Origin of the sequence: Kitasatospora sp. NPDC056800, from assembly GCF_042789775.1 — a bacterium.
GTDB lineage: Bacteria > Actinomycetota > Actinomycetes > Streptomycetales > Streptomycetaceae > Kitasatospora.
Window position 1 is genome coordinate 1 of sequence record NZ_JBHUAL010000183.1, and the last position, 19,203, is coordinate 19,203.

General features: G+C 74.6%; 14 protein-coding genes. 4 read left to right on the forward strand and 10 right to left on the reverse strand.

Annotation, left to right across the window (positions count from 1 at the left end):
• Positions 1–82: 82 nt before the first annotated feature.
• From ACFRQN_RS31185 to ACFRQN_RS31195, 3 genes are all read right to left on the reverse strand, one after another.
• A complete protein-coding gene (locus ACFRQN_RS31185) occupies positions 83–6,286 on the reverse strand; it encodes a DNRLRE domain-containing protein (protein ID WP_380743600.1) in 6,204 nt (2,067 codons plus the stop codon).
• Between the two features lie 258 nt (positions 6,287–6,544).
• Entirely contained in the window at positions 6,545–6,808 is a 264-nt protein-coding gene (locus tag ACFRQN_RS31190) for a hypothetical protein (RefSeq protein WP_380743602.1), read from the reverse strand.
• Between the two features lie 6 nt (positions 6,809–6,814).
• Positions 6,815–7,018 (reverse strand): hypothetical protein, encoded by a 204-nt coding sequence (locus tag ACFRQN_RS31195; protein WP_375875452.1) that lies wholly within the window; start codon positions 7,016–7,018, stop codon positions 6,815–6,817.
• Positions 7,019–7,306: 288 nt separating this feature from the next.
• Here ACFRQN_RS31195 and ACFRQN_RS31200 point away from each other — a divergent pair, with 288 nt between their 5' ends.
• A complete protein-coding gene (locus ACFRQN_RS31200; protein WP_380743604.1) occupies positions 7,307–8,293 on the forward strand; it encodes a LuxR C-terminal-related transcriptional regulator in 987 nt (328 codons plus the stop codon).
• Here the strand turns inward: ACFRQN_RS31200 and ACFRQN_RS31205 are convergent.
• The gene (locus ACFRQN_RS31205) at positions 8,290–10,338 is read right to left on the reverse strand and encodes a BTAD domain-containing putative transcriptional regulator (protein ID WP_380743606.1); all 2,049 of its coding nucleotides are present in this window, start codon (positions 10,336–10,338) and stop codon (positions 8,290–8,292) included. The genes ACFRQN_RS31200 and ACFRQN_RS31205 overlap by 4 nt on opposite strands.
• Before the next feature lie 178 nt (positions 10,339–10,516).
• Here ACFRQN_RS31205 and ACFRQN_RS31210 point away from each other — a divergent pair, with 178 nt between their 5' ends.
• On the forward strand, positions 10,517–11,059 hold the full coding sequence (locus tag ACFRQN_RS31210) for a hypothetical protein (RefSeq protein ID WP_380743608.1): 543 nt from the start codon (positions 10,517–10,519) through the stop codon (positions 11,057–11,059).
• A gap of 146 nt (positions 11,060–11,205) precedes the next feature.
• A complete protein-coding gene (locus tag ACFRQN_RS31215) occupies positions 11,206–12,048 on the forward strand; it encodes a hypothetical protein (RefSeq protein WP_380743609.1) in 843 nt (280 codons plus the stop codon).
• Positions 12,049–12,094: 46 nt separating this feature from the next.
• On the opposite strand, the gene ACFRQN_RS31220 is transcribed toward ACFRQN_RS31215, so the two are convergent.
• The 3 genes from ACFRQN_RS31220 to ACFRQN_RS31230 are packed head-to-tail and all read right to left on the reverse strand — an operon-like array spanning position 12,095 to position 15,104.
• Positions 12,095–13,336 (reverse strand): MFS transporter, encoded by a 1,242-nt coding sequence (locus tag ACFRQN_RS31220; RefSeq protein WP_380743611.1) that lies wholly within the window; start codon positions 13,334–13,336, stop codon positions 12,095–12,097.
• A 49-nt stretch (positions 13,337–13,385) separates the two neighbouring features.
• Positions 13,386–14,426: a HEAT repeat domain-containing protein gene (locus ACFRQN_RS31225; protein ID WP_380743613.1), complete on the reverse strand. Its 1,041-nt coding sequence runs from the start codon at positions 14,424–14,426 to the stop codon at positions 13,386–13,388.
• A 3-nt stretch (positions 14,427–14,429) separates the two neighbouring features.
• On the reverse strand, positions 14,430–15,104 hold the full coding sequence (locus ACFRQN_RS31230) for a HEAT repeat domain-containing protein (protein WP_380743615.1): 675 nt from the start codon (positions 15,102–15,104) through the stop codon (positions 14,430–14,432).
• A 304-nt stretch (positions 15,105–15,408) separates the two neighbouring features.
• On the opposite strand from ACFRQN_RS31230, the gene ACFRQN_RS31235 reads away from it, so the two are divergent.
• On the forward strand, positions 15,409–15,840 hold the full coding sequence (locus ACFRQN_RS31235; RefSeq protein WP_049656746.1) for a hypothetical protein: 432 nt from the start codon (positions 15,409–15,411) through the stop codon (positions 15,838–15,840).
• A 52-nt stretch (positions 15,841–15,892) separates the two neighbouring features.
• On the opposite strand, the gene ACFRQN_RS31240 is transcribed toward ACFRQN_RS31235, so the two are convergent.
• The 3 genes from ACFRQN_RS31240 to ACFRQN_RS31250 all read right to left on the reverse strand — a co-directional run bounded on the left by ACFRQN_RS31240 (position 15,893) and on the right by ACFRQN_RS31250 (position 19,094).
• Positions 15,893–17,296 carry a DJ-1/PfpI family protein gene (locus tag ACFRQN_RS31240; protein ID WP_380743617.1) on the reverse strand — a complete coding sequence of 468 codons (1,404 nt, stop codon included), beginning with the start codon at positions 17,294–17,296 and terminating at the stop codon, positions 15,893–15,895.
• A gap of 145 nt (positions 17,297–17,441) precedes the next feature.
• A complete protein-coding gene (locus ACFRQN_RS31245; protein WP_220450029.1) occupies positions 17,442–18,422 on the reverse strand; it encodes a GlxA family transcriptional regulator in 981 nt (326 codons plus the stop codon).
• 120 nt (positions 18,423–18,542) lie between these two features.
• Positions 18,543–19,094: a YciI family protein gene (locus tag ACFRQN_RS31250; RefSeq protein WP_380743619.1), complete on the reverse strand. Its 552-nt coding sequence runs from the start codon at positions 19,092–19,094 to the stop codon at positions 18,543–18,545.
• Positions 19,095–19,203 lie beyond the last annotated feature (109 nt).

Here is a 19,203-nt window from a genome sequence, read left to right on the forward strand (position 1 = left end):
GCCTCACCTGTCGTGCATCCTGCCTTGCGTCAGTGGAACGTCAGCGTGGTGCCGTCCCCCCTCTCGGGTGCCGTCCCCCCTCTCAGTAGCGCGGGTCCACCCGGTAGGTCGGGTAGTCCGGCACGTACCAGTGGCTGGAGTGCCAGATGCCGAAGGTGAACCGGACCCCGTGGCTGCCCCGCTTGTTGGCGGCCTTGAGGAACTTCTTGCCGATGCTCTTCATCAGGTAGGACAGCGCCCACAGGACCCAGCCGGCGGCCCGGGCGGCGATGTGCGGGAGCTTCTTCAGGATCCCGGAGATGCCCTTGGAGATCTTGCTGGAGACGACCAGCAGACCGCCGATGGTGTTGCCCTCGGCCCGGCTGAAGTTGGCGACCCACTTCTTCTTCCAGGACATGCCCGTCAGGTCGTCCATGGTGATCGGGTCGACCGGGTAGCCGTAGGCGTTCGGCGAGCCCTCCAGGACCGGGTCGGTCTGCAGGAAGCGGCCGGTGGTCGGGTCGTACAGGCGCACGCCCATCAGGGTGAGGCCGGAGACGCTGTCGGCCTCGCGCTGCGCCCCGCCGAGCCAGCCGTACGCGGCCGAGCCGGTGGCGTCGACGACGTTGCCGTACTCGTCGTAGTGGTAGACCGCGAGGTCCTCGGTGCCGTCGGGGGACATCTGGACGGACACGTCGCCGTGCAGGTTGGTCAGCAGCAGGACCGCGCCGCCGTCGGTGCCGGTGGCGGCCGTGAGCCGGCCGGTCAGGTCCAGGACGTTGCGGGTCAGCTTGCCGGCCGCGTCCTTGGACCAGGTCGGGCTGTCGGTGCCGCCGTCGAAGTGCCTGGTGTCCTGCGCGGTGACGGTCCAGGTGCCGTCGGTGCCCTTGGTCTCCGTGGTGGAGAGCGCCAGGCGGCCGGCGGCGTCCAGGTCCCAGGTCTTGCGGGTGTCGCCGAGGGTCTCGGTGCGGACCAGGTCGTTGGTGTGGTAGCCGACCTGGGTGCCCTTGGGCAGGGCGGTGGTGCGGCCGAAGGCGTCGTACACGTAGCCGGCGTCGGTGAGGCGGTCGGCGGTGTCGTAGCCGTGGGTCTCGGCCAGGGTGACGGTGTCCGCCGTGGCCGGGTCGCAGTCGTCGGTGACGCTGGTGCGGTTGGTCCGGTTGCTGCTCCTGTCGAACGCGTAGGTCCGGGTGGAGCAGGCCAGGCCGGTGCTGTCGGCGGCCTTGGTGAGGCGGCCGGTGGCGTCGTAGGTGTAGCCGCTGGTGGTGCTGTTGCCGTCGCTCTGGGTGCGGCCGGCCTGCTGTCCGTGGACGGTGAAGTCGGCGGTGTCGGCCAGCAGGACGGTGCCCGCCTGGTTGGTGTAGGTCTTGCCGGTCTGGACGCCCTGGCTGTCGTAGCTGCTGGTCAGGGTGTTGCCGCCGGGCATGGTCTGGGAGACCAGCCGGCCCTCGACGTCGTAGGAGGCGGTGAAGGTGCCGGCCACCGAGTCGGTCAGGGAGGTGGGCAGGCCGCGCGGGTCCTTGGCGGTGTCGTAGCCGTAGGTCACGGTGGACGGCACCGAGTCGGACTTCTTCACCGGGCGGTCGAGCTTGTCGTACTCGGTGGTGGTGACGTTGCCGGCGCCGTCGTCGTAGGAGACCTGGCGGCCGAGCCGGTCGTAGCCCTGGGTGACGGTGGCCTTGCCGTTGCTGGTGGTGGTCAGCTCGCCGTTGGCGGGGTCGTAGCCGAACACCGTGTCGGCGACCGCGGTGCCGGTGCCGCCGCTGATCGAGGTCTTCACCGCGCGCCCGGCCGCGTCGTAGCCGCGGGTGGTGGTGCGGGTGACGCCGTTGGCGGTCTCGGTCTGGACCGTGACGTTGCCCCAGCGGTCGTACTGGAAGGTCTTCGTCGGCAGCTGCAGCGGGTTGGCGCCGCCGCCGGCGATCTGCGCGGCCGGGGCGATCGAGCAGACCAGGTCGGCCCACTCGGGGTGGCCGGCGCAGGCGCCGGTCCCGGTGCCGGTGTAGTAGGTGGTGACGGTGGTGGCCGCGTCGGAGCCGGTGGAGTTCGGGCGGCTCTGCGAGGTCACCCGGCCGCTGGCGTCGTAGCCGGTGCTGGTGGTGATCTTCAGGCCGGCCGGGTCCTGGACGGCCGAGGTGGGCAGGCCCTGGGCCCAGTCGTAGCCGGTGGCGGTGGTCCGCGTGTCGGCGTCGGCGGCGTAGCCGTCGATCCGGGCGCCGACCGTCACCGAGGTGGTCATGTCGCTGACCGCGGCGTTCGCCGGGCGGCCCTCGTCGTAGCCGTTGACGGTGTGGGCGCGGGCCGGGACCTCGTCGCCGGCGGCGAGCGCCGGGGAGCTGCCGGAGGCGGCCACGCCGTGCTCCAGGGTGACCAGCTGCAGCGGGTCGTACTGCTCCAGCAGGCGCTTGCCGTCGGCCGAGTGGACCGAGGTCGAGGAGAGCACCTGGGCGCGGTCGGCCGTCGAGCGGCCGGCGATGCCGAGGGCGCGCAGCTTGTTCAGGTCGTTGCCGGTGGTGGCCAGGGCGAGGACGCGGTTCTCCGCGGAGAGGGTCCGCACCGGGCTGCCGTAGGCGTTGTACTCGGTGGTGGTGATGCCGCCGCCGGGGGTGGCGGTGTTGACCTCGCGGCCGGAGGCGTTGGTGTACGTCACCGAGGCGCGGTTGTAGCCGGCGGTGCCGAGCGCCTTGCCGTCGTGGGTGGCCGGGACGGCGTCGGGCGGCAGGACGGCGGTGGCGTCGGTCGGGGCGTCGCTCTGGCCCCAGGCCGCGACGTCGGACGGTGCCAGCGGGTACGGCGCGTTGGCGCCGCTCAGCGGGACGTCGTAGACGACCGAGGTGGTCGCGGTGCCGTCGGTGACGTCCTTGCTGCCCTGCTTGAGGGTGGGCCGGGAGGCGGCGAGCAGCATGCCGTCGCCGGCGGTGGCGGCATTGCCGGCCTTGCCGTACTCCAGGGTCCACGGCAGCTCGCCGGGCTCGGTCACGGTGGTGACCCGGCCGGCCGCGTCGTAGCCGTACGCGGTCTTCAGCGCGGGGCTGATCCGCGGGTCCCAGACCTCGCGCAGCCGGCCCTGGGCGTCGTACGCGTACTGCGAGACGGCGACGGGGGTGGCGGTGGCGGCGCCGGGGTCGGTGGACCACAGGCGGATCTGCTTCACCTGGCCGGCCGTGTCGCCCAGGGCGGACGCGGTGGCGGTGGTGGTGTCGGCGTAGACGTACTCCAGCACCCGGCAGCCGGCCGTGGACGGCACGGCGGCGCAGTCGGTGGAGGCGGTCGCCGAGGACGGCGCGACAACGTACTTCGGGCGGGCCAGGGTCTTGCCGCCGGAGACGACCTTCTCCGAGACCACCGAGGTGGTGGAGTTGTCGCTGGGCAGCGAGGAGCCGGAGGCCTGCCAGGTGGTGGCGGCCGGGTCGACCTTGGCGAAGGTGACGGTGGTGCCGTCGGTGTCCTTCAGGGTGAAGGAGCCGGTGAGCGCACCGGTCAGGGTGAGGTTCTCGGCGCCGGGCTCGGGCTTCCAGCCGCCGGCGCCGGTGGCGGTGAAGCCGGTCTCGGAGCCGTCCGCGGAGACCACCGAGAGGGAGGTCGCCGAGGTCTGGCGGACGTAGGAGTAGGCGGCGTCGGTGAGTTCGGCGGTGGTGCCGGAGCTCCACTGCGGGCCGAAGATCGCCGCCTGGCCCTCCTGGGCCGAGCCGTTGGCGGGCCGGCGGGAGGAGAAGGAGCGCTCGGCGTGCAGGCCGAAGGCCTCGGCGTCGCTCTCGGAGAGGGTGAGGTCACCGGTGAGGGTGTTCACCTCGCCCGGGCCGACCTTGGTCTCCGGCGCGGTGCCCGCGTTGCGGTCCACCGTGACGGTGTTCGGCTCGGTGGCGTCGGTGGCGGTGCCGTCGGTGAACACCGCGCGGACGTCGACCGGGCCGTTCTCGGCCAGGGTGTCGGTGATGTTCCAGGTCAGCGCGGCCGGCTTGCCGCCGGGGGCGGTGAACGGCCAGGCCGTCACCGGCTTGCCGTCGGTGGTGGCGACGTTGGCGACCGGGACGTCCTTCCAGGCGTCGGTCTCACCGCGCCGGTACTGGTAGCGCACCCCGGTGTAGGTGCTGTTGCCCTCGGCCTGCAGCGAGGTGCGGCGGGCCGGGCGCTCGCCCGCTCCCGGCGCGACCAGGGCGGAGCCCTTGCCGGCGTAGAAGGCGTACGTCTTGTCGGCGGAGACGTTGCCCGCGGCGTCCCGGGTGTGCGCGGTGACGGTGTGGGAGCCCGCCTTGAAGGTGAGCTTGGCGCTGACCGGGGTGCCGGTGGTGGCCGAGGTGACCCAGGCCCCGCCGTCCAGCCGGTACTGGATGTCCTTCACGTCGCTGGTCGGCGGGGTGAAGGTGAAGGTGCCGCTGTAGCTGCCGTTGGCGTCCGGGATGCCCGCCCACTGGCCGGCCGGGAAGTCCCCGGAGGAGACGGTGGTCGCGCCCGGCGCGGTGGTGTCCACGGTGAAGGTGCGGAAGGCGGACCAGGCGCTGTTGGCGGTGCCGTCCCAGGAGCGCGAGCGCCACTTGTAGGCGCCCGGCGCCAGCTTGGTGCCCGGGGCCCAGGTGAACGTCGAGCCGGAGGCCGCCATGACGGTGCGCCCGGACTGCAGCGCGGCCGTGCCGTTGGACGCCCAGACCTCGAAGTCCAGGGCGATGTTGCCGCCGTCGGGGTCGGTCGCCTTGGCGGACAGCGTCGGCGTGGCGTCGTTGGTCAGCGCGGCGTCGGCCGGGGAGACCAGCGTGGAGACACCCGGCGGGGTGTTGTACGTGACCGACAGGTACGGCGTGTTGGACGTCGCGTTGCCGGAGTTGAACTTCTTCCAGCCGTACGGGTCGGACTCGTCGGTGGCCCGGATGCCCAGGGTGTTGTTGGTGTTGCCGTTGGCGGCCCAGGCCTTGACCAGCGCGGTGATGTCCTGGTTCACCCAGCCGTCGTTGCAGGAGCTGGAGTAGCCCTTGGTCGCGGTGGACGTCGCCCACTTCTTGTTCCAGCCGGGCTGGGCCGTCCAGCGGGTGGCCGTGGTGGCCGTGCCGGTGTCCCAGACCTCCCAGCTCTTCGCGGTGCAGGACCAGCTGTGGAAGTTCCACAGGTTGAGCTTGCCGCCGGTGATCTGCTTCCCGCTGATCTTCGCCATCGGGAACTGCAGGAACGAACGCGCCACCTGGCCGGAGCCGTTGTTGCCCAGCTTCAGCTCGGTCTGCGAGGAGACGTCGGTGGCGTAGCCCTGTTGGACGAAGGTGTCGAAGCCGACGCCGATGTTGACCGCCGGGTCGATGGTCACCGGGTACTTCGTCTTCGGGTCGTTCAGGAAGGCGGCGTCCGGGGTCAGCGTCAGGTCGATCGCGTTCCCGTTCTGGACGACCTTCAGCGCGACCGGAGCGGTGCGGGTGTGGTCGCCGCTGCGCTCGTCGACCTGCGCGTCCCACATCACCGGGGCGGGCAGCTGGCCCTTCTCCTCGCCGGTCTTCGGGTCGAGGAAGGAGACCGAGTCGTCCGGGTTCTGCCGGGCCTGGAGGCCGGCCGCGTCCAGGGTGAGCGTCACGCTGCCGTTGGCGGCCACCGCCGAGCGGTCCTTGAGCTCCAGGAACTGCTCGAAGCCGGTCCGGGTGGACTCGATGACCAGGTCGGTGGCGGTGAGCGCGTCCGCGTACCGGGCCCTGGCGCCGTCCACGGTGGGAGCGGGCAGGGCGCCGCGCCAGGACAGCGACATCGCGGTGCCGTTGCCGTTGTCCAGCGAGACCAGCGGCGTGGCCGGGGCCTGCTGGGCGCCGGCCGGGGCACCGGCGGCCCTGAACGCCGACGCGGCGGCGGGCGGGGTGGCGCCGGCCAGCGAGAGGTTGAGCGGGTGCCCCTTGGCCTTGACGCTGCCGTCCGACTGCCGCGCCAGGTCGACGTCGATCGGCTGGAGCCTGCCGGACTTGTCCTTGTAGCGGACCGGGCCGGAGGCGAGGTCCAGCGTGGTGGTGCCGTCCGGGTTGATCCAGCTGGTGGTCGACTCGGTGCGCTCGTCCACCACCTCGATCCGGCGGTTCTCCAACCGGGCCTTGAGGTGGGCGGTCGCGATGTCCTTGGCCTCGGCCGGGCCCAGGGCCTTGGCGGGCTTCGGGGACTGCTCCGTGGTGACGGCGACGGCCTGACCGGTCGTCATGATGACGGCGGCGGCCTCGACCGAGAGCACCACCGCCAGGGCGACGGCGGTGTGGCGCAGTACGCCGTTGCCGCGGCGCGGTGCGGAGGGGGGCGGCGAGCCGGCTTCGGCCCGCTGCCGCGGTGATCCGCCCGTGGGGCGTGACATGGAACTCCTCGACTGGTCCGTACGGGAAGGAAAGGTGGTCGGAAAACGGGGAGACGGCCGACGTGCTGATGGTGCGTCAGCCATGACGGGGTAAAGCGACAGCAAAGAACCGGCCAATCTCCCGGGCGGGAGGAACCGGTCGAAAGCTGCCTGGAAGGCCGGAAAGCCCCCGGGCGTGACGGCGGGTGGCCGACGCCCTCGGGTACGGCGCGGGCCGCAGCGGGGCTCGGTGCGTTTCAGCGCGTCCCGGCGCGTTCTTCAGCGGCGGCCGGACGGCCGCCGGACGGCCGCCGGCAGGGCCCTGGCCAGCAGGTTCCGCGCCCTCGACCGGGCTGCCGCCTCGTCGGCGGCGCGGACGTAGAGCACCAGGCCGACGCCCTCGGGCACGGCGCGGGCGCGCACGTGCTCCAGGCCGTCGTCCGGGGCGGCACACGCCCACAGCGCGGCCTGGGCCTCCGCGGCCGCCGCCTCTCCCGAGGGGGCGGCGGCACCGGCCGGCACGGTCAGCTGGACTGCGAACACCGCAGGTCAGGCCTGCGTGACGGCGTCGTCGGCGGGCGGGGCGTCCCAGCCGATCGACCGGGCGGAGGGGTTGTCCCAGCCGATCCCGCCACCCGGGCCCTGGGTGGCGGACGGGGCGTCGGTGGCGGTCGCACCGGCGGCGAAGGCCGGCGCGGCGGAGCCGGCGAGGGCGAGGGTCAGGAGGACGGCGGCGAGTGGACGGACGGCCACGGCGGATTCCTGTTCTGTGCGGGAACTTCGTTGGGGGATAACGCAGTTCTGGGTGTCCGGGAATTCGGGGAATGCGCGCACGGCGAATCCTCCCGGTCCGCGGGCCGCCACGGGAAGGGAATTCGGCGGGCAGGAACAGGACAGGCAGCATGCTGCAGAACCGCGAAGGGCGGCAGCGGCGGGGGCCGTTGACCGGATCATGCCCTTGCGAGGGGTTCCGGCCGGGGGAAAGATCGGCCCGGGCCGACCGGGCATACGGAATCGTCCACGGGGATCAGGGGTCGAGAAGTGCTGGAACTGCTGGGGTTGGACGCCACCACGGAAGCCGTCTACCGAGGAATGCTCGCCGACCCGGAAGGCGGGGTCGCGGAACTCTGCGACCGGCTCGGCCTCCCCGAGGCCGCCGTGCGCGCGGCCCTCGACCGGCTCGCCGACCTCACCCTGCTGCGCACCTCCCGCGAGCGGCCCGGCACCCTGCGGCCGGTCAGCCCGGAGCGCGGACTGGAGATCCTGCTGCGCCGCCAGGAGGAGGAACTCGCCCGTCGGCAGCAGGAGTTGGCCGCCTCCAAGGCCGCCGTCGCGCGGGCCCTGGGGGAGTACGCCAAGGTGCGGACCGACACCCCGGTGGGCGACCACGAACGGCTGCTCGGCCTCGACGCCATCCAGGACAAGCTGGAGGTGCTGACCGCCCGGCTGACCACCGAGGTCCTGGCGGTGATGCCCGGCGGCGCCCAGTCCGCGGCCAGCCTGGCCGCCTCCCGTCCGCTCGACGAGGACGCCCTGCGACGCGGCGTCAGCCTGCGCACCGTCTACCAGGAGAGCATCCACGACGCCCCGGAGACCCTCGACTACGCCCGCTGGATGTCCGGCCTCGGCGGCGAGGTGCGCACCGCACCGGTGCTGCCGCCGCGGATGCTGGTCTTCGACCGCAGCACCGCCGTGCTGCCGATCGACCCGGAGAACACCCGGGCCGGCGCCCTGTGCACCCGGGAGCCGGGCATCGTCGCCTCCCTGGTCGCCCTGTTCGAACAGACCTGGGAGACCGCCGTCCCGATCACCGACGACCCCGACGGCGCGCCGCCGCTGACCCTGACCACCGGCGAGCGCGAACTCCTGCGCCTGCTGTCCACCGGCCTCACGGACGACGCGACGGCCAAACGCCTCGGCGTCTCGGTACGCACCGTCCGCCGCCAGATGGCCGTCCTGATGGAACGCCTCGACGCGGCCAGCCGCTTCGAAGCCGGCCTCAAGACCGCCCGCCGCGGCTGGCTCTAGCCGCCCGGCGGGGGGTCGGCTGCTGCGGCGGCCGCGGCGGCCAGGCGGTCCACCTCGACCCACTCGTCGAGGTGGAGGCCGTACAGGCGGGCCGGGTGGTCGGCGGCGGGGTGGGTGGGGAGGAAGGCGGGGGAGTGGCCGCGGTGGAGGTACCAGGAGCCGAGGCGGACCAGGGCGGCGCGGCGTTCGGCGGCGCTGGTCTCCACGGAGCAGCGTTCGGCGGCGTAGAGGCGCAGGAGGTCGTTGAGCCGGTAGTGGTCGCGGTCCTCGGGGGTGAGCAGGTGGGCGGCGGCCAGCCGGTCGAGGACGGGCCGGACGGCGGCGGGCGGGGCGCCGGCCAGGGCGGCGGCCGCGTCGGCGCCGATGCCGACGGCCGGGACGAGGGCGAGCAGCCGGAGCAGGTCGCGGGCCTCGCCGGGCAGTGAGCGGTAGGAGAGGTCGAAGGCGGCGCGGACCGCCGAGGTGTCGTCGCCCTCGATCTGGAGGGCGCTCAACCGGTGCTCCGTGTCGAGGAGTTCGGCGGCGTGGTCGGTGAGGCTGCGGTCCGGGCTGGCGGCCAGGCGGCTGGCGGTGACGGCCAGGGCGAGGGGCAGTCGGCCGCAGGCGTCGGCGAGTTCGGCGGCGGCGCGCGGCTCGGCGCGGGTGCGGTGCTCGCCGACCATGCGGGCCAGCAGTTCGAGGGCCTGGTGGGCGGGCAGGACGTCGAGCACCAGCGGCCGGGCGCCGTTGCGGACGGTCAGTCCGTCGAGCCGGGTGCGGCTGGTGACCACCGTGCGGCAGCCCGGGGCGCCGGGCAGCAGCGGGCGGACCTGCTCGGCGTCGCGGGCGTTGTCGAGGATCACGAGCAGCCGCCGGTCGGCCAGCCGGGAGCGGTAGAGCGCGGCCGCCTCGTCCGCCGCCGCGGGGATCCGGTCGCCGGGCACGCCGAGGGCGCGCAGGAAGCGGGCCAGGACGGTGCGCGGGGCGAGCGGCGCGTCGACGGAGTAGCCGTGCAGGTCGGCGTAGAGCTGGCCGTCCGGGAAGCGGTCGCGGACCCGGTGGGCCCAGTCGACGGCGAGGGTGGTCTTGCCGACCCCGGCCGGTCCGGAGACGGCGCAGACCGCGCACGCGGCGGCGGTCGGCCCGGCCCCCTGGTCCGCCGGGTCGGTGAGCAGCGCGTCCAGGGCCCGCAGTTCGGCGTCGCGTCCGACGAAGGTGGCCAGGGCGGGCGGGAGTTGGGCGGGCGGCGACTGCACCTGCGCCTGCGCGGGTGGCGTCGGCGCGGGTGGTTCCTCGGCCCGGGCCGGGGCGGCGGGCACCGGTTCGGTGGCCAGCAGCTCCAGGTGCAGCGCCCGCAGCTCGGGACCGGGGTCGAGCCCGAGTTCGTCGGCCAGCCGTTCCGCGAACCGGCGGTAGGCGGCGAGCCCCTCGGGGGTGCGTCCGGAGCCGTGCAGGGCGCGCATCAGCTGTCCGGTGAAACGTTCCCGCAGCGGGTGGTCGGCGACCAGCGCGGTGAGTTCGGGGACGGCCGTTCGGTGCCGGCCGAGTGCGAGTTCCAGGTCGAGGCACTCCTCCCAGGCGGTCAGCCGCAGTTCGTCCAGGGCGACGGCGCCCGGGGCGTCCGCGTCCACGGCGAGTCCGTCGAGGGCCGGTCCGCGCCACAGGGCGAGTGCGGAGCGGAGCCCGTCGACGGCCTCCGGGGCCCGCCCGGCGGCGGCTTCGGCGCGGGCGAGGGCGAGCCGGTCGGTGAAGTCACGGGCGTCCAGGCGGTGGCCGGTGAGCGTGATGCGGTAGCCGCGGCCGTCGGTGAGCAGGACGGGCGGCGCGTCCGGGTCGGCCTCGGCGAAGCGGCGCCGCAGCACCCCGGCGAGGTTGCGGACCTGGCGGGTGGCGGTGGCCGGCGGCCGTTCGTCCCAGACGGTGTCCACCAGGCGGGCGACCGGTACGGAGGAGTCCGCGTTGAGCAGCAGGGCGGCGAGCAGCCGCTCCTGCCGGGAGCCTTCGGAGGGGATGCGCCGGCCGTCGCCGGTCCACACCTCCAGCGAGCCGAGGATCCTGAACTCCAACGTCCCTCCCTGGGGCCCGCGGGGCCGGACCGGACCGGCCGCCGTGGAGGACGGGCGCGAGTCGTGACGAACTGATGATCAGATCATGCCAGTTGTGTGCGTTCGGTTGAGAAGTTTCTTGTGCACCGGCCGAAACGAGCCGGTCGCCCAGTGAGGACCCCGAACCCAGGAGCAGTCGATGAACCGTCTGAAGAAGGCCGTCGCCACCGCGACCGCCGTCGCCGCCGCCGCCCTGATCCCGCTCACCGCCGCCCCGGCCTCCGCCACCACCGGGCCGGCCACCCACCTCGGGATGACCTGGTCCGTCGTCTCCAACGGCCCCGACGGCACCGTCCAGGTCGGCGGCCCCGGCGGCAGCCCGAGCAACGCCTACAACGGCGACACCGCGCCTTCCGTCTCGCTGCCCGTGCTCTGCCTCAACGTCGACGGCAGCCCGGCCCCGTCCGGGATCAGCCTCGGCTTCTACAACGGCTGGGCGCAGGGCACCGTCGCCCTCAGCCAGCCGGTCAAGGGCTCCCGCCTGAACAGCCGGGCCGCGGCCGACAGCGTCTGCCAGGCCGGTTTCGGCGCCGGCTGGCGCGAGGCCGAGTTCCACGACGGCCACTACGGCACCGACCTGTCGCAGACCGGCGGCTGGACCTTCTGGGCCTACGGCAACATCCCCAGCAACACCCGTTTCTGGACGGCCATCAACGACCAGCCGGCCAACCCCTGGAACTGACCGGACGCACACCGCCGGTGCGCCCGCCCTCCCGGCGGGCGCGCCGCGGTGGCCGGGTTCCGGGATTCGCCGACGGTCCGTCCGGGTACGCCGTACGCTCGGGGCGCAGGCGGTCGGCCGCCGCCCGGGACCCGGAGGAGGACGGCGTGAACACGGCTGCCGCACGGCAGGACACGGCTGCGGAACGCACCCCCCGGGGCGGGCCCCGGATCGACCCGCTGCTCGCCGACCGCGTCACCGAGGCGCTCCTCCTGGCCGGCCTGCCCGTCGGGTACGGAGGACACGGCCCCGGCGTCCAGCTGCGCCCGGCCCGGCCGTTCGACGACTCCGACGACTGCGCCGGCCTGATCGCCCTGCACTGGGAGCCCGGCCCCCGGCTGGCCGCCGCGGCGGCCATGGAGGAGTTCCAGCAGCCGGCCTCCGCCGCCGGTCGCGTCGTCACCAGCAGCATGCAGAACGCGCTGGCGGAGTTCCTGCCGGCCTTCGGCATCGAGGTCGAGGCCGGCCGGCTCGACGGGGAGACCAGGGTCGGCCGTACCAGCGGCCCCGCCCCGGCCACCGGACAGGACGCCGGCCGGGACACCGCCGCTCCGGCCGGGGCCCGCCCGCAGGACCTCGGCATCGGCGCGCACGTCGTCGACGCGGTGCGCCGCACCGCCGCACTGGCCGGACTGCCGGTCGCCGACCACCTGCACGCGCCCGGCATCACCCTCGCCCCGTGCCGGCCCGTCGACGACGGCGACGACACCACCGGCGTCGCCGACCTCCGCTGGAACCCCTCCCGCCGCCTGTCCGCGGCCGCCGACGGCGACACCCCCGCCGCCGAGCGGGCCGCACGGGCCCGCACCGCCGTCCAGGACGCGATGCGGCACGCCTTCGGCGCCGTCCTCGGCGCCTGCGGCCTCGACCTCCAGTGGTGCCGCCCGTCCGCGCTCCCGTACCAGCTGCGCGCCTACGGCGCCGCCGAGCAGCCGCCGGTACGCCACTGACGCCCGGCCCGCGCGTCCGGGGCGTTCGGGGCGTCCGGGGCGTCGGCTACGGGGCCTCGGCTTCCTCCCGCAGCCCACGGACTGAGGGCCCATGCGGTCGCGGCCGGGACCGCCAGGGCGTGCGGAGGCGGTGGGCCAGGGCGCTGGCCGCCACGCAGAGGGCCAGCGCGCTCCAGAGCAGCGGGGGGTTCTGCAGGCCCAGGCCGATGACCGCCGGTCCGACCGCGTAGGACACCGTCCAGGTCAGCTGGAACAGGGACATGTACGGTCCCTCGTCGCCCTTGGGCGCCATGGCGACCGCCGTCGCGGCCGCGGTGGGCTTCGAGGCCAGTTCGGCCAGCGCCAGCACCACCGCCACGAGGACGGCGAGCGGGCCCTGGAGGGCGTGCGGGGCGGTGGAGACCGTCGCGGTGAGGGCGATGGCGCCGGCCGCCGCGCCGATCGACAGGCCCAGGACCCGCGAGCGGCTCCAGCCGGACAGCAGCCGGCTGATCCGCATCTGCAGGGTGGTGGCGGTGGCGTAGCGCACGGCGACCACGACGGTCGGCCAGTAGGCGGCCTGGTGGAGGCCCTCCACCAGGTAGAGGGGGAAGGCGACGGTCGGGATCAGCCAGGCCGCCGAGAGCAGCGTCTGGGACGCGACCAGCGACAGGAACGGCCGGTCGCCGAGCGCCGCCCGGGTGTTCGACCTCGCCGCCCGGAGCCCGGGCCGCTCGGCGGCCGGCACGGTCACCCCCAGCAGGAGGGCGGCCGCGAGGAGGGAGCTCGCGCTGTTCAGGGCGAGCGCGACCTCCAGGCCGTGCCCGCCGGCGAGCGCCATCAGGGCGGTCGCCCCCAGGGTGCCGACGCCCAGGGAGGTCGTCTTGAGCACGGTGACCGCGGAGAACCACTCGGTGAGCTCCTCCGGCTTCGCGAACCGCGCGACCAGCGTGGGCCAGGCGGCGCCGTAGAGGCGGTCGGAGGCCGTCACGAGGAAGGTGGCGGTCGCCACGGTGACCAGGTTCCCGGCCGCGAAGAACAGCCCGTACCCGAGCGCGGTCAGGACGTTGCTGACGACCAGGCAGGACTTGGGCCCCACCGCCTGGACGGCCCGTCCGCAGAGCGGCACGACGGCGAAGGACGCGAGCGACCCGACCGTCACGGCGGTGCCCGCGGCGGCCGCCGGGAAGTGCCGGACGGTGACGAAGAACAGCAGCGACAGCGGCAGGAAGACGCCGGAGCCGAACGTGTCGATCGCCACCGAGAGGAACAGCCGCCGCTGCCGACGGAACCGCCCGGCCCCTGTCATGCCACCCCCACCTCGAACCCGCCCCCGGCTACCGCGTGACCATCGCGGACTACCGCGTGTCGCGCAGCTTGAGAATGTACGTCGCGGTCAGCGCGACCGCACGGTCCTCGTCCCGCGCGAGCGCTGCGAGGGCACGGGACGCCGTACCGCCCGGGACGTCCGCGAGCGCCTGGGTCAGCCGCCGGCGCGCGTCCGGGCCGACGGCCTCCTGGGCGAGGCGGTCGACCAGCCCGGCGGCGATCCGGTCCGCCAGCGCGGGCCCGTTCACCGGTGCCGGACTGCCCACCGGAGCGGAGCCGTTCGCCAGCGCGCCCAGCGCGTCCGCCGCGTCGGCGTCGTTCGTCGCCCCGACGATCATGTCGATGAGCGTCGGGACCGCGTCGGCCACGCCGCGGGCCCCGAGCGCCAGGGCCGCGTACCTGCGGACCACGGCGTCCGGGTGCCCGAGGGCGTCCCGCAGCAGTGCGGTCGCCGTCCCGTCCGGCAACTCGGCGAGGCACCGGACGGCCCGTTCGCGCACCTCGGCCGCGGGCGAGTCCAGCCCCTCCGCGAGCAGGGCCGTCCCGTCCCCGCCCGACTGCGCCAGCGCCCACCGGAGCGCCCCGGCGACGATCGGGTCCGACTCGCCCAGCACGGCCTCGACCAGCGCCTCCACCGGCACCGCCGCGTCCTCGCCCGCGGACAGCGCGGCGCGCTGCCGCGCCCCCGGGCTCTTCGACTCCAGGGCCTGGAGCAGCGCGACGACCCGGAGGACCTCCTCCCACCCGGCGGGCTCCGCGGCGTCGATCCGCCGCAGCCGGGTGAGCAGCTCCGTCTCCGCCGCGATGCGCTCGCGGGTCCGGAGGATGAGGTCCTCGACGAGCTCCGCGGGCGCGAAGCCGGGATCGTCCAGGGCCCGACCGACGTCGCGCAGCGACAGGCCCAGCGACCGCAGGCTCTCGATGTGGAAGATCCGCCGGATGTCCTCGTCCGCGTACCGGCGGTAACCGGAGCCGGTGCGCCCCGTCGGACGCACCAGCCCGAGCGACTCGTAGTGCCTGAGCATGCGGGCGCTGACCCCCGACCGCCGGGCCACGTCGCCGATCAACACTGCCTACCGTCCCTCCTGGCGGCCCTCGCCGAAGACCGCCGTGCGCTTCGCCTCCTCGACGGCGAGCTCGAACCCGGCGTCCGGGTCGTGCCACAGCCGTTCGGTGGCGAGCGCGTGCGCCCGGACCCCGGGGTCGGGGTCCGTCGTCGCGGCGCCCAGCGTCGGCAGCACCGCCTCCCCGAGCGCGACCAGCGCCCGGCTGAGGCTCAGCCGCGTCTCACGTCCGCCGCGCCCGAGCTGAGCCGCCAACACTACGGCCAGCGCGGGCACCCCGTCCTCGGGTACGAGCACGACCGCGGCCCGCCAGGCGCTGCGGGCCACCTCCTCGTCGGCGTCGGCCAGCAGCGCCGGCGTGATCGCCGGCCACGCCCGCCGGTCCCCGATCTTGGACAGCGTGTGCAGGGCCTGGCTCCGGGCCTGCGCCCGCTCCGCGCGGACCTCGCCGAGCAGCAGCGGGACGGTCACCGCCGCCTCGTGGCGGGTGAGCGCCCAGGTGAGCATCTCGCGGACGGAGAACTCGGGCTCGACCGCGCACCGCCCGACGAGCGGGCGGACGAACCCCCGGTCCGGGTTCGTGCCGACGGCCAGCGCCGCCCGCAGGCGCACCGACGGGTCGTCGTGCTCCAGCCCGCGGAGCGCCGCCCGCATCGTGTCCCTGTCCTCTTCCGGCCTGGTCATCAGGACCACCTCCTGGGCCTCAGTGAAGGGCTTGTCACGGTGTCAAGGTCAAGCGGATTCCGTGCGCGGTGCCCGCGACGGCCCGGGCGAGGGCGGGGCGGCGGTCGGGGCGGCGGCCGGGGCGGGCCGGTCGTCCGACGGCGGGATGGAGGGTCCGGTCTTACGGTGAATGTGGGGCTCTGCCGGTGCGGGTGCCCCGCTCCGCGTCGTCCGGAGCCCCTCCACCCGGCTGCTCGTCCCTCCGTCCCCGTCCCCGTCCCCGTCCCCCGTCCGCGAGGCGACCGCGATCGAAGGAGACCGTGTCATGGCCAGCAGTACGTCCGGAGTCGGCCCCACCGCCCGGGGCCGCGAGCAGTACCCCTACGCGTCAGGGTGGACCATCTTCGCCGGGGTCATGCTGATCACCGCCGGCCTCATGGCGATCTTCCAGGGCAGCGCCGCCATCACCCACGACAGCCTGCTCGTGGTCACCCGCAGCTACGTGTACGCGATGAACACCGAGGGCTGGGGATGGATCCACCTCATCCTCGGCGTCTTCGTAGTCGTGGCGGGTGTCGCGGTCTTCAGCGGCGCCGCCTGGGCCCGCATCGTCGGTCTGGTCGTGGCAGGGCTGGGGATGATCGCCAACTTCCTCTGGCTGCCCTACTACCCCCTGTGGGCCATCGTCCTGATCGCGATCGACGCCCTCGTCATCTGGGCCCTGTGCGTCGGAACGATCAAGACGGACCCGATCTGACGGACGGCACGGCCACCGCTCCACGGGCCGTCGTGGCCCCGGCGGGTCCCCCTCAGTGGCCCGGTGCGGCGCGGCGCCGCCGTCGAACCGTGTGCCGGACCGCCGTCGGTGCCAGCCCCACTCCCACGCTCACGGCGACCGCCGCCGTGGCCAGCAGAGTGGACCGCCAGGGCCAGGACGCGCCGGTCAGCTCCAGATGGGCCGAGGGGTACTCGGAGAACTTCGCGGTGGTCAGTGCCGTCCGGCGGTCGCCGTGCTCGGCGAGGTCCCGCAGGACCGGATCGAAGCCGAACTCCCCGGACCGCCGTCCTCCGCCGGGCAGTTCGGCGGCGAGCCCGTTGCGCAGGGCCCAGTCGCCCAGCGCACCGTCGAGGCCGGAGGCGTCCCTGACGCCGGGCACCACGAAGCGGTCCGCCCCGTGGGCGCCTCCCGTCGCGGGCCGGGTGACGAGGACCAGGCCGTGGCGGGTGGTGACGGTGTCGCCGGCGCCGATCACCAGCGTCCGGGTGGCGAAGGAGACCCCGCCGTACCCCTCGAAGGCGGCGGCCGCGTCGATCTCCTCGACGCCGTCGACCAGGCCGATGGCCGTGGTGGGGCGCAGCCACGGGAACGCGGCGTTGAGGGCGTACGGGAGGTCGCCGAGGGCGAGGTGGTTGGCCGGTATCGCGGTCGGCCCGTCCGGAGTCCAGCCGGGGTAGGCCAGGCCGGTGCCGATACGGGTCGACTCCGCCTCGCCGGCCAGTTCCCCGACCAGCCGCAGCGCGCCCACGGTGCCGGAGGTGACGCCCGCGGTGGTGGTCACCCGCCCGTCCTCGACGTAGCGCCGCCCGCGCTGCCAGTCGACCTTCGGGTAACCGCGCTCCAGGGAGCCGATGTTGGACCAGAACGACGTGGCCTCGCGGCCGTCGAGCAGACCGGAGGCGGCCAGCAGCTCGGAGCCCGCGCACACCCCGAGGATCCGGGCGCCCTTGCGGTGGCGTTCGACGATCCACTCGCGCAGGCGTTCCTCGCCCGCGCCGGCGGGGTCGGTCACGGCGGGTACGACCACCACGTCGGGTTCCGGCAGAGTGCCGTCCGCCACCTCGGCCAGGGTGTGGTCGGGCAGCAGATGGGCGCCGCCGGACAGCGGGGAGACACGGCGCTCGGCGGCCACCGTGTAGACGAACATCGTCGGCGACTCGGCGAACACCTGGTAGGGCGCGAGGACGTCGGTGGCCACGGAGCCCTCGTTGCTGACCGCGACCGCCACGGTGATCCTGCCCTCCGGCACCGGCCGGGCGGTCGGCCACCCCCGGGCACCGGATCCGCGGGGCGCGGCGGCGAAGCTGTCCGCCATCGACGCGCTCACCCCCGCGAAGGCGATCCCCGCGAAGGACGCGGCCGCCAGACCCGTGCCCAGCAGCACCCGGCCGGTACGGCGCAGCGCCCGGTGCCCCCTGCGGGGCCCGGAACTCATCGCGAACAAGACATACCTCGACAATCCGGGCACGTTCCGGCAGCACGGTGCCGTCGGCCCTCGTGGAAACGGGAAAGGGGGAAATCGTAGGAAATCGGGGTAAATCGGTCGCAGAAGAGGCTCTACGCCGAGGAGGCCGGGCCCGTCAGGCGGTCGGCCGCAGTGGCGCCCGCAGCAGCGAGGGCGGGGCCCCGAAGGCGTCGGCGACCACCCGGCGCAGCTGCCGGGCGTCACGGAACCCGCACCGGAGCGCGACCGCCTCCACCGTCAGGTCGGTACCGGACAGCAGGGCGCGGGCCCGCTCCAGCCGCAGTTGCCGCTGGTAGGCGAACGGGGTGAGGCCGGCGGCCGCGGTGAAGGCCCGCGTCAGACCGCGAGGGGACAGCCCGGCGATGCCGGCGAGTTCACGCAGGGTGAAGGCGGCGTCCAGATGCTGCGCCAGATGGTCCTGCACCCGGTGCACCGCGGGCTGGACGTGGTCGCGGTGCCGCAGGAACGGACTGATCTGTGCCGCGTCCCCGTCCCGCCGCAGGTACAGCACCAGCTCACGCGCGACCCGCCCGGCCAGCTCCGGGCCGCGCTCCCGCTCGACCAGGGACAACGCGAGATCGATCCCCGACGAGATGCCCGCACTGGTGCTGATCCGCCCGTCGTGCACGTAGAGCGCGGCCTCACGCACCCGGGCCCGCGGGTACCGGTCGCGCATCGCCGAGGTGAGCGACCAGTGGGTCGTGCACGCCCTGCCGTCCAGCAGCCCCGCCTCCCCCAGGACGACCGCACCGCTGCACACGGACGCCACCCGGGCACCCGCGTCGTAGGCCTCACGCACCCAGCGCACGACGGCGGGCGCCACCAGTCGGTCGGATCCGGTCAGCCGGGGGCCCGGCACGAGCACCAGGTCACCGGCTGCCGCCCGGCTCGTGTCCAGCGGCGCCAGCCCCGCCAGCCGCAGGCCCTGGGCGGACCGCAGAGCGTCCGCCTCGGCGACGTACTCCAGCCGGTAACCGCCGCCGAGCTGCGCCGCGGCGTCGAACACCTGCACAGGACCGCCGAGGTCCAGCAGATTCACCTCGGGCAGCACCAGGACCAGCACCCGCCCGGTACACCCGTCCGTCTCCTCGCTCACCCCGCCACGGTAGGCCGCGAGGAACCGCCCGCACGAGGTCTCCCAGGGGCGGACGGCGGACGGATCTGGCACTGGACGCGGCGGACGCCGGCCCGGCGCACCGGCCTCAGCACCGGCCGGTCAGGACGGCCGCCCGCCGAAATGCCAGTCGTGCACCTCGATGTCGGCGTACCGCTCCCGGGTCAGGACGGCGCCCGCCGCATCCCGGTCCGGCGCCCGGAGCAGCGCGGCCGTACCCAGCCAGGCGGTGCCGTCGTCGGACAGCAGCGGACCGTAGGCGATCAGCCCGTCCCGGTCGGCCGGCACGGCGAGGTCGACGGCCGGCCCCGAGCCGAGGCCGAGCACCAGGTACCGGTTGCCGCCGGTCCGGCCGCCGGGGAAGTCCCACATGGTGCGCCCCAGCGTGTTGCTCCACCGCCGCAGCAGCACGTCCCGGTAGACGCCCGCCTGGTAACCCGGCTCGGCGAAGGCGAACGCCCGGGCAGCGGCGGCATCGGGCAGGTCGATGATGTGCACGCTGCCGGTGGGGGCCTCGCGGTCCTCGGTGAGGGTCGGACCCCGGGCGATCAACTCCTCCGCGTACCCGTCCATGTAGGACCAGTGCTGTTCCAGCAGTTCGCGGCGCAACGTCCCGGAGCCGGGCCGGTCGCGGTGGTAGCAGAAGAACTCCATGCCCGTAGGGTCCCCTGAAGGAGGCGGCCAGGTCCAGGGCCCGCGTCGACGGCGGATTCCGACCGGATGCCTCCGTGACGGCCGCACAAGGGCGGTGGCCCGGGAGGAC

Bases quoted from the DNA above. Each gene is read 5' to 3' on its own strand.
- ACFRQN_RS31250 (WP_380743619.1), bottom strand. From the start codon at position 19,094: ATGGAGTTCTTCTGCTACCACCGCGACCGGCCCGGCTCCGGGACGTTG.
- ACFRQN_RS31210 (WP_380743608.1), top strand. From the start codon at position 10,517: ATGAACCGTCTGAAGAAGGCCGTCGCCACCGCGACCGCCGTCGCCGCC.
- ACFRQN_RS31235 (WP_049656746.1), top strand. From the start codon at position 15,409: ATGGCCAGCAGTACGTCCGGAGTCGGCCCCACCGCCCGGGGCCGCGAG.
- ACFRQN_RS31230 (WP_380743615.1), bottom strand. From the start codon at position 15,104: ATGACCAGGCCGGAAGAGGACAGGGACACGATGCGGGCGGCGCTCCGC.
- ACFRQN_RS31220 (WP_380743611.1), bottom strand. From the start codon at position 13,336: ATGACAGGGGCCGGGCGGTTCCGTCGGCAGCGGCGGCTGTTCCTCTCG.
- ACFRQN_RS31240 (WP_380743617.1), bottom strand. From the start codon at position 17,296: ATGAGTTCCGGGCCCCGCAGGGGGCACCGGGCGCTGCGCCGTACCGGC.
- ACFRQN_RS31185 (WP_380743600.1), bottom strand. From the start codon at position 6,286: ATGTCACGCCCCACGGGCGGATCACCGCGGCAGCGGGCCGAAGCCGGC.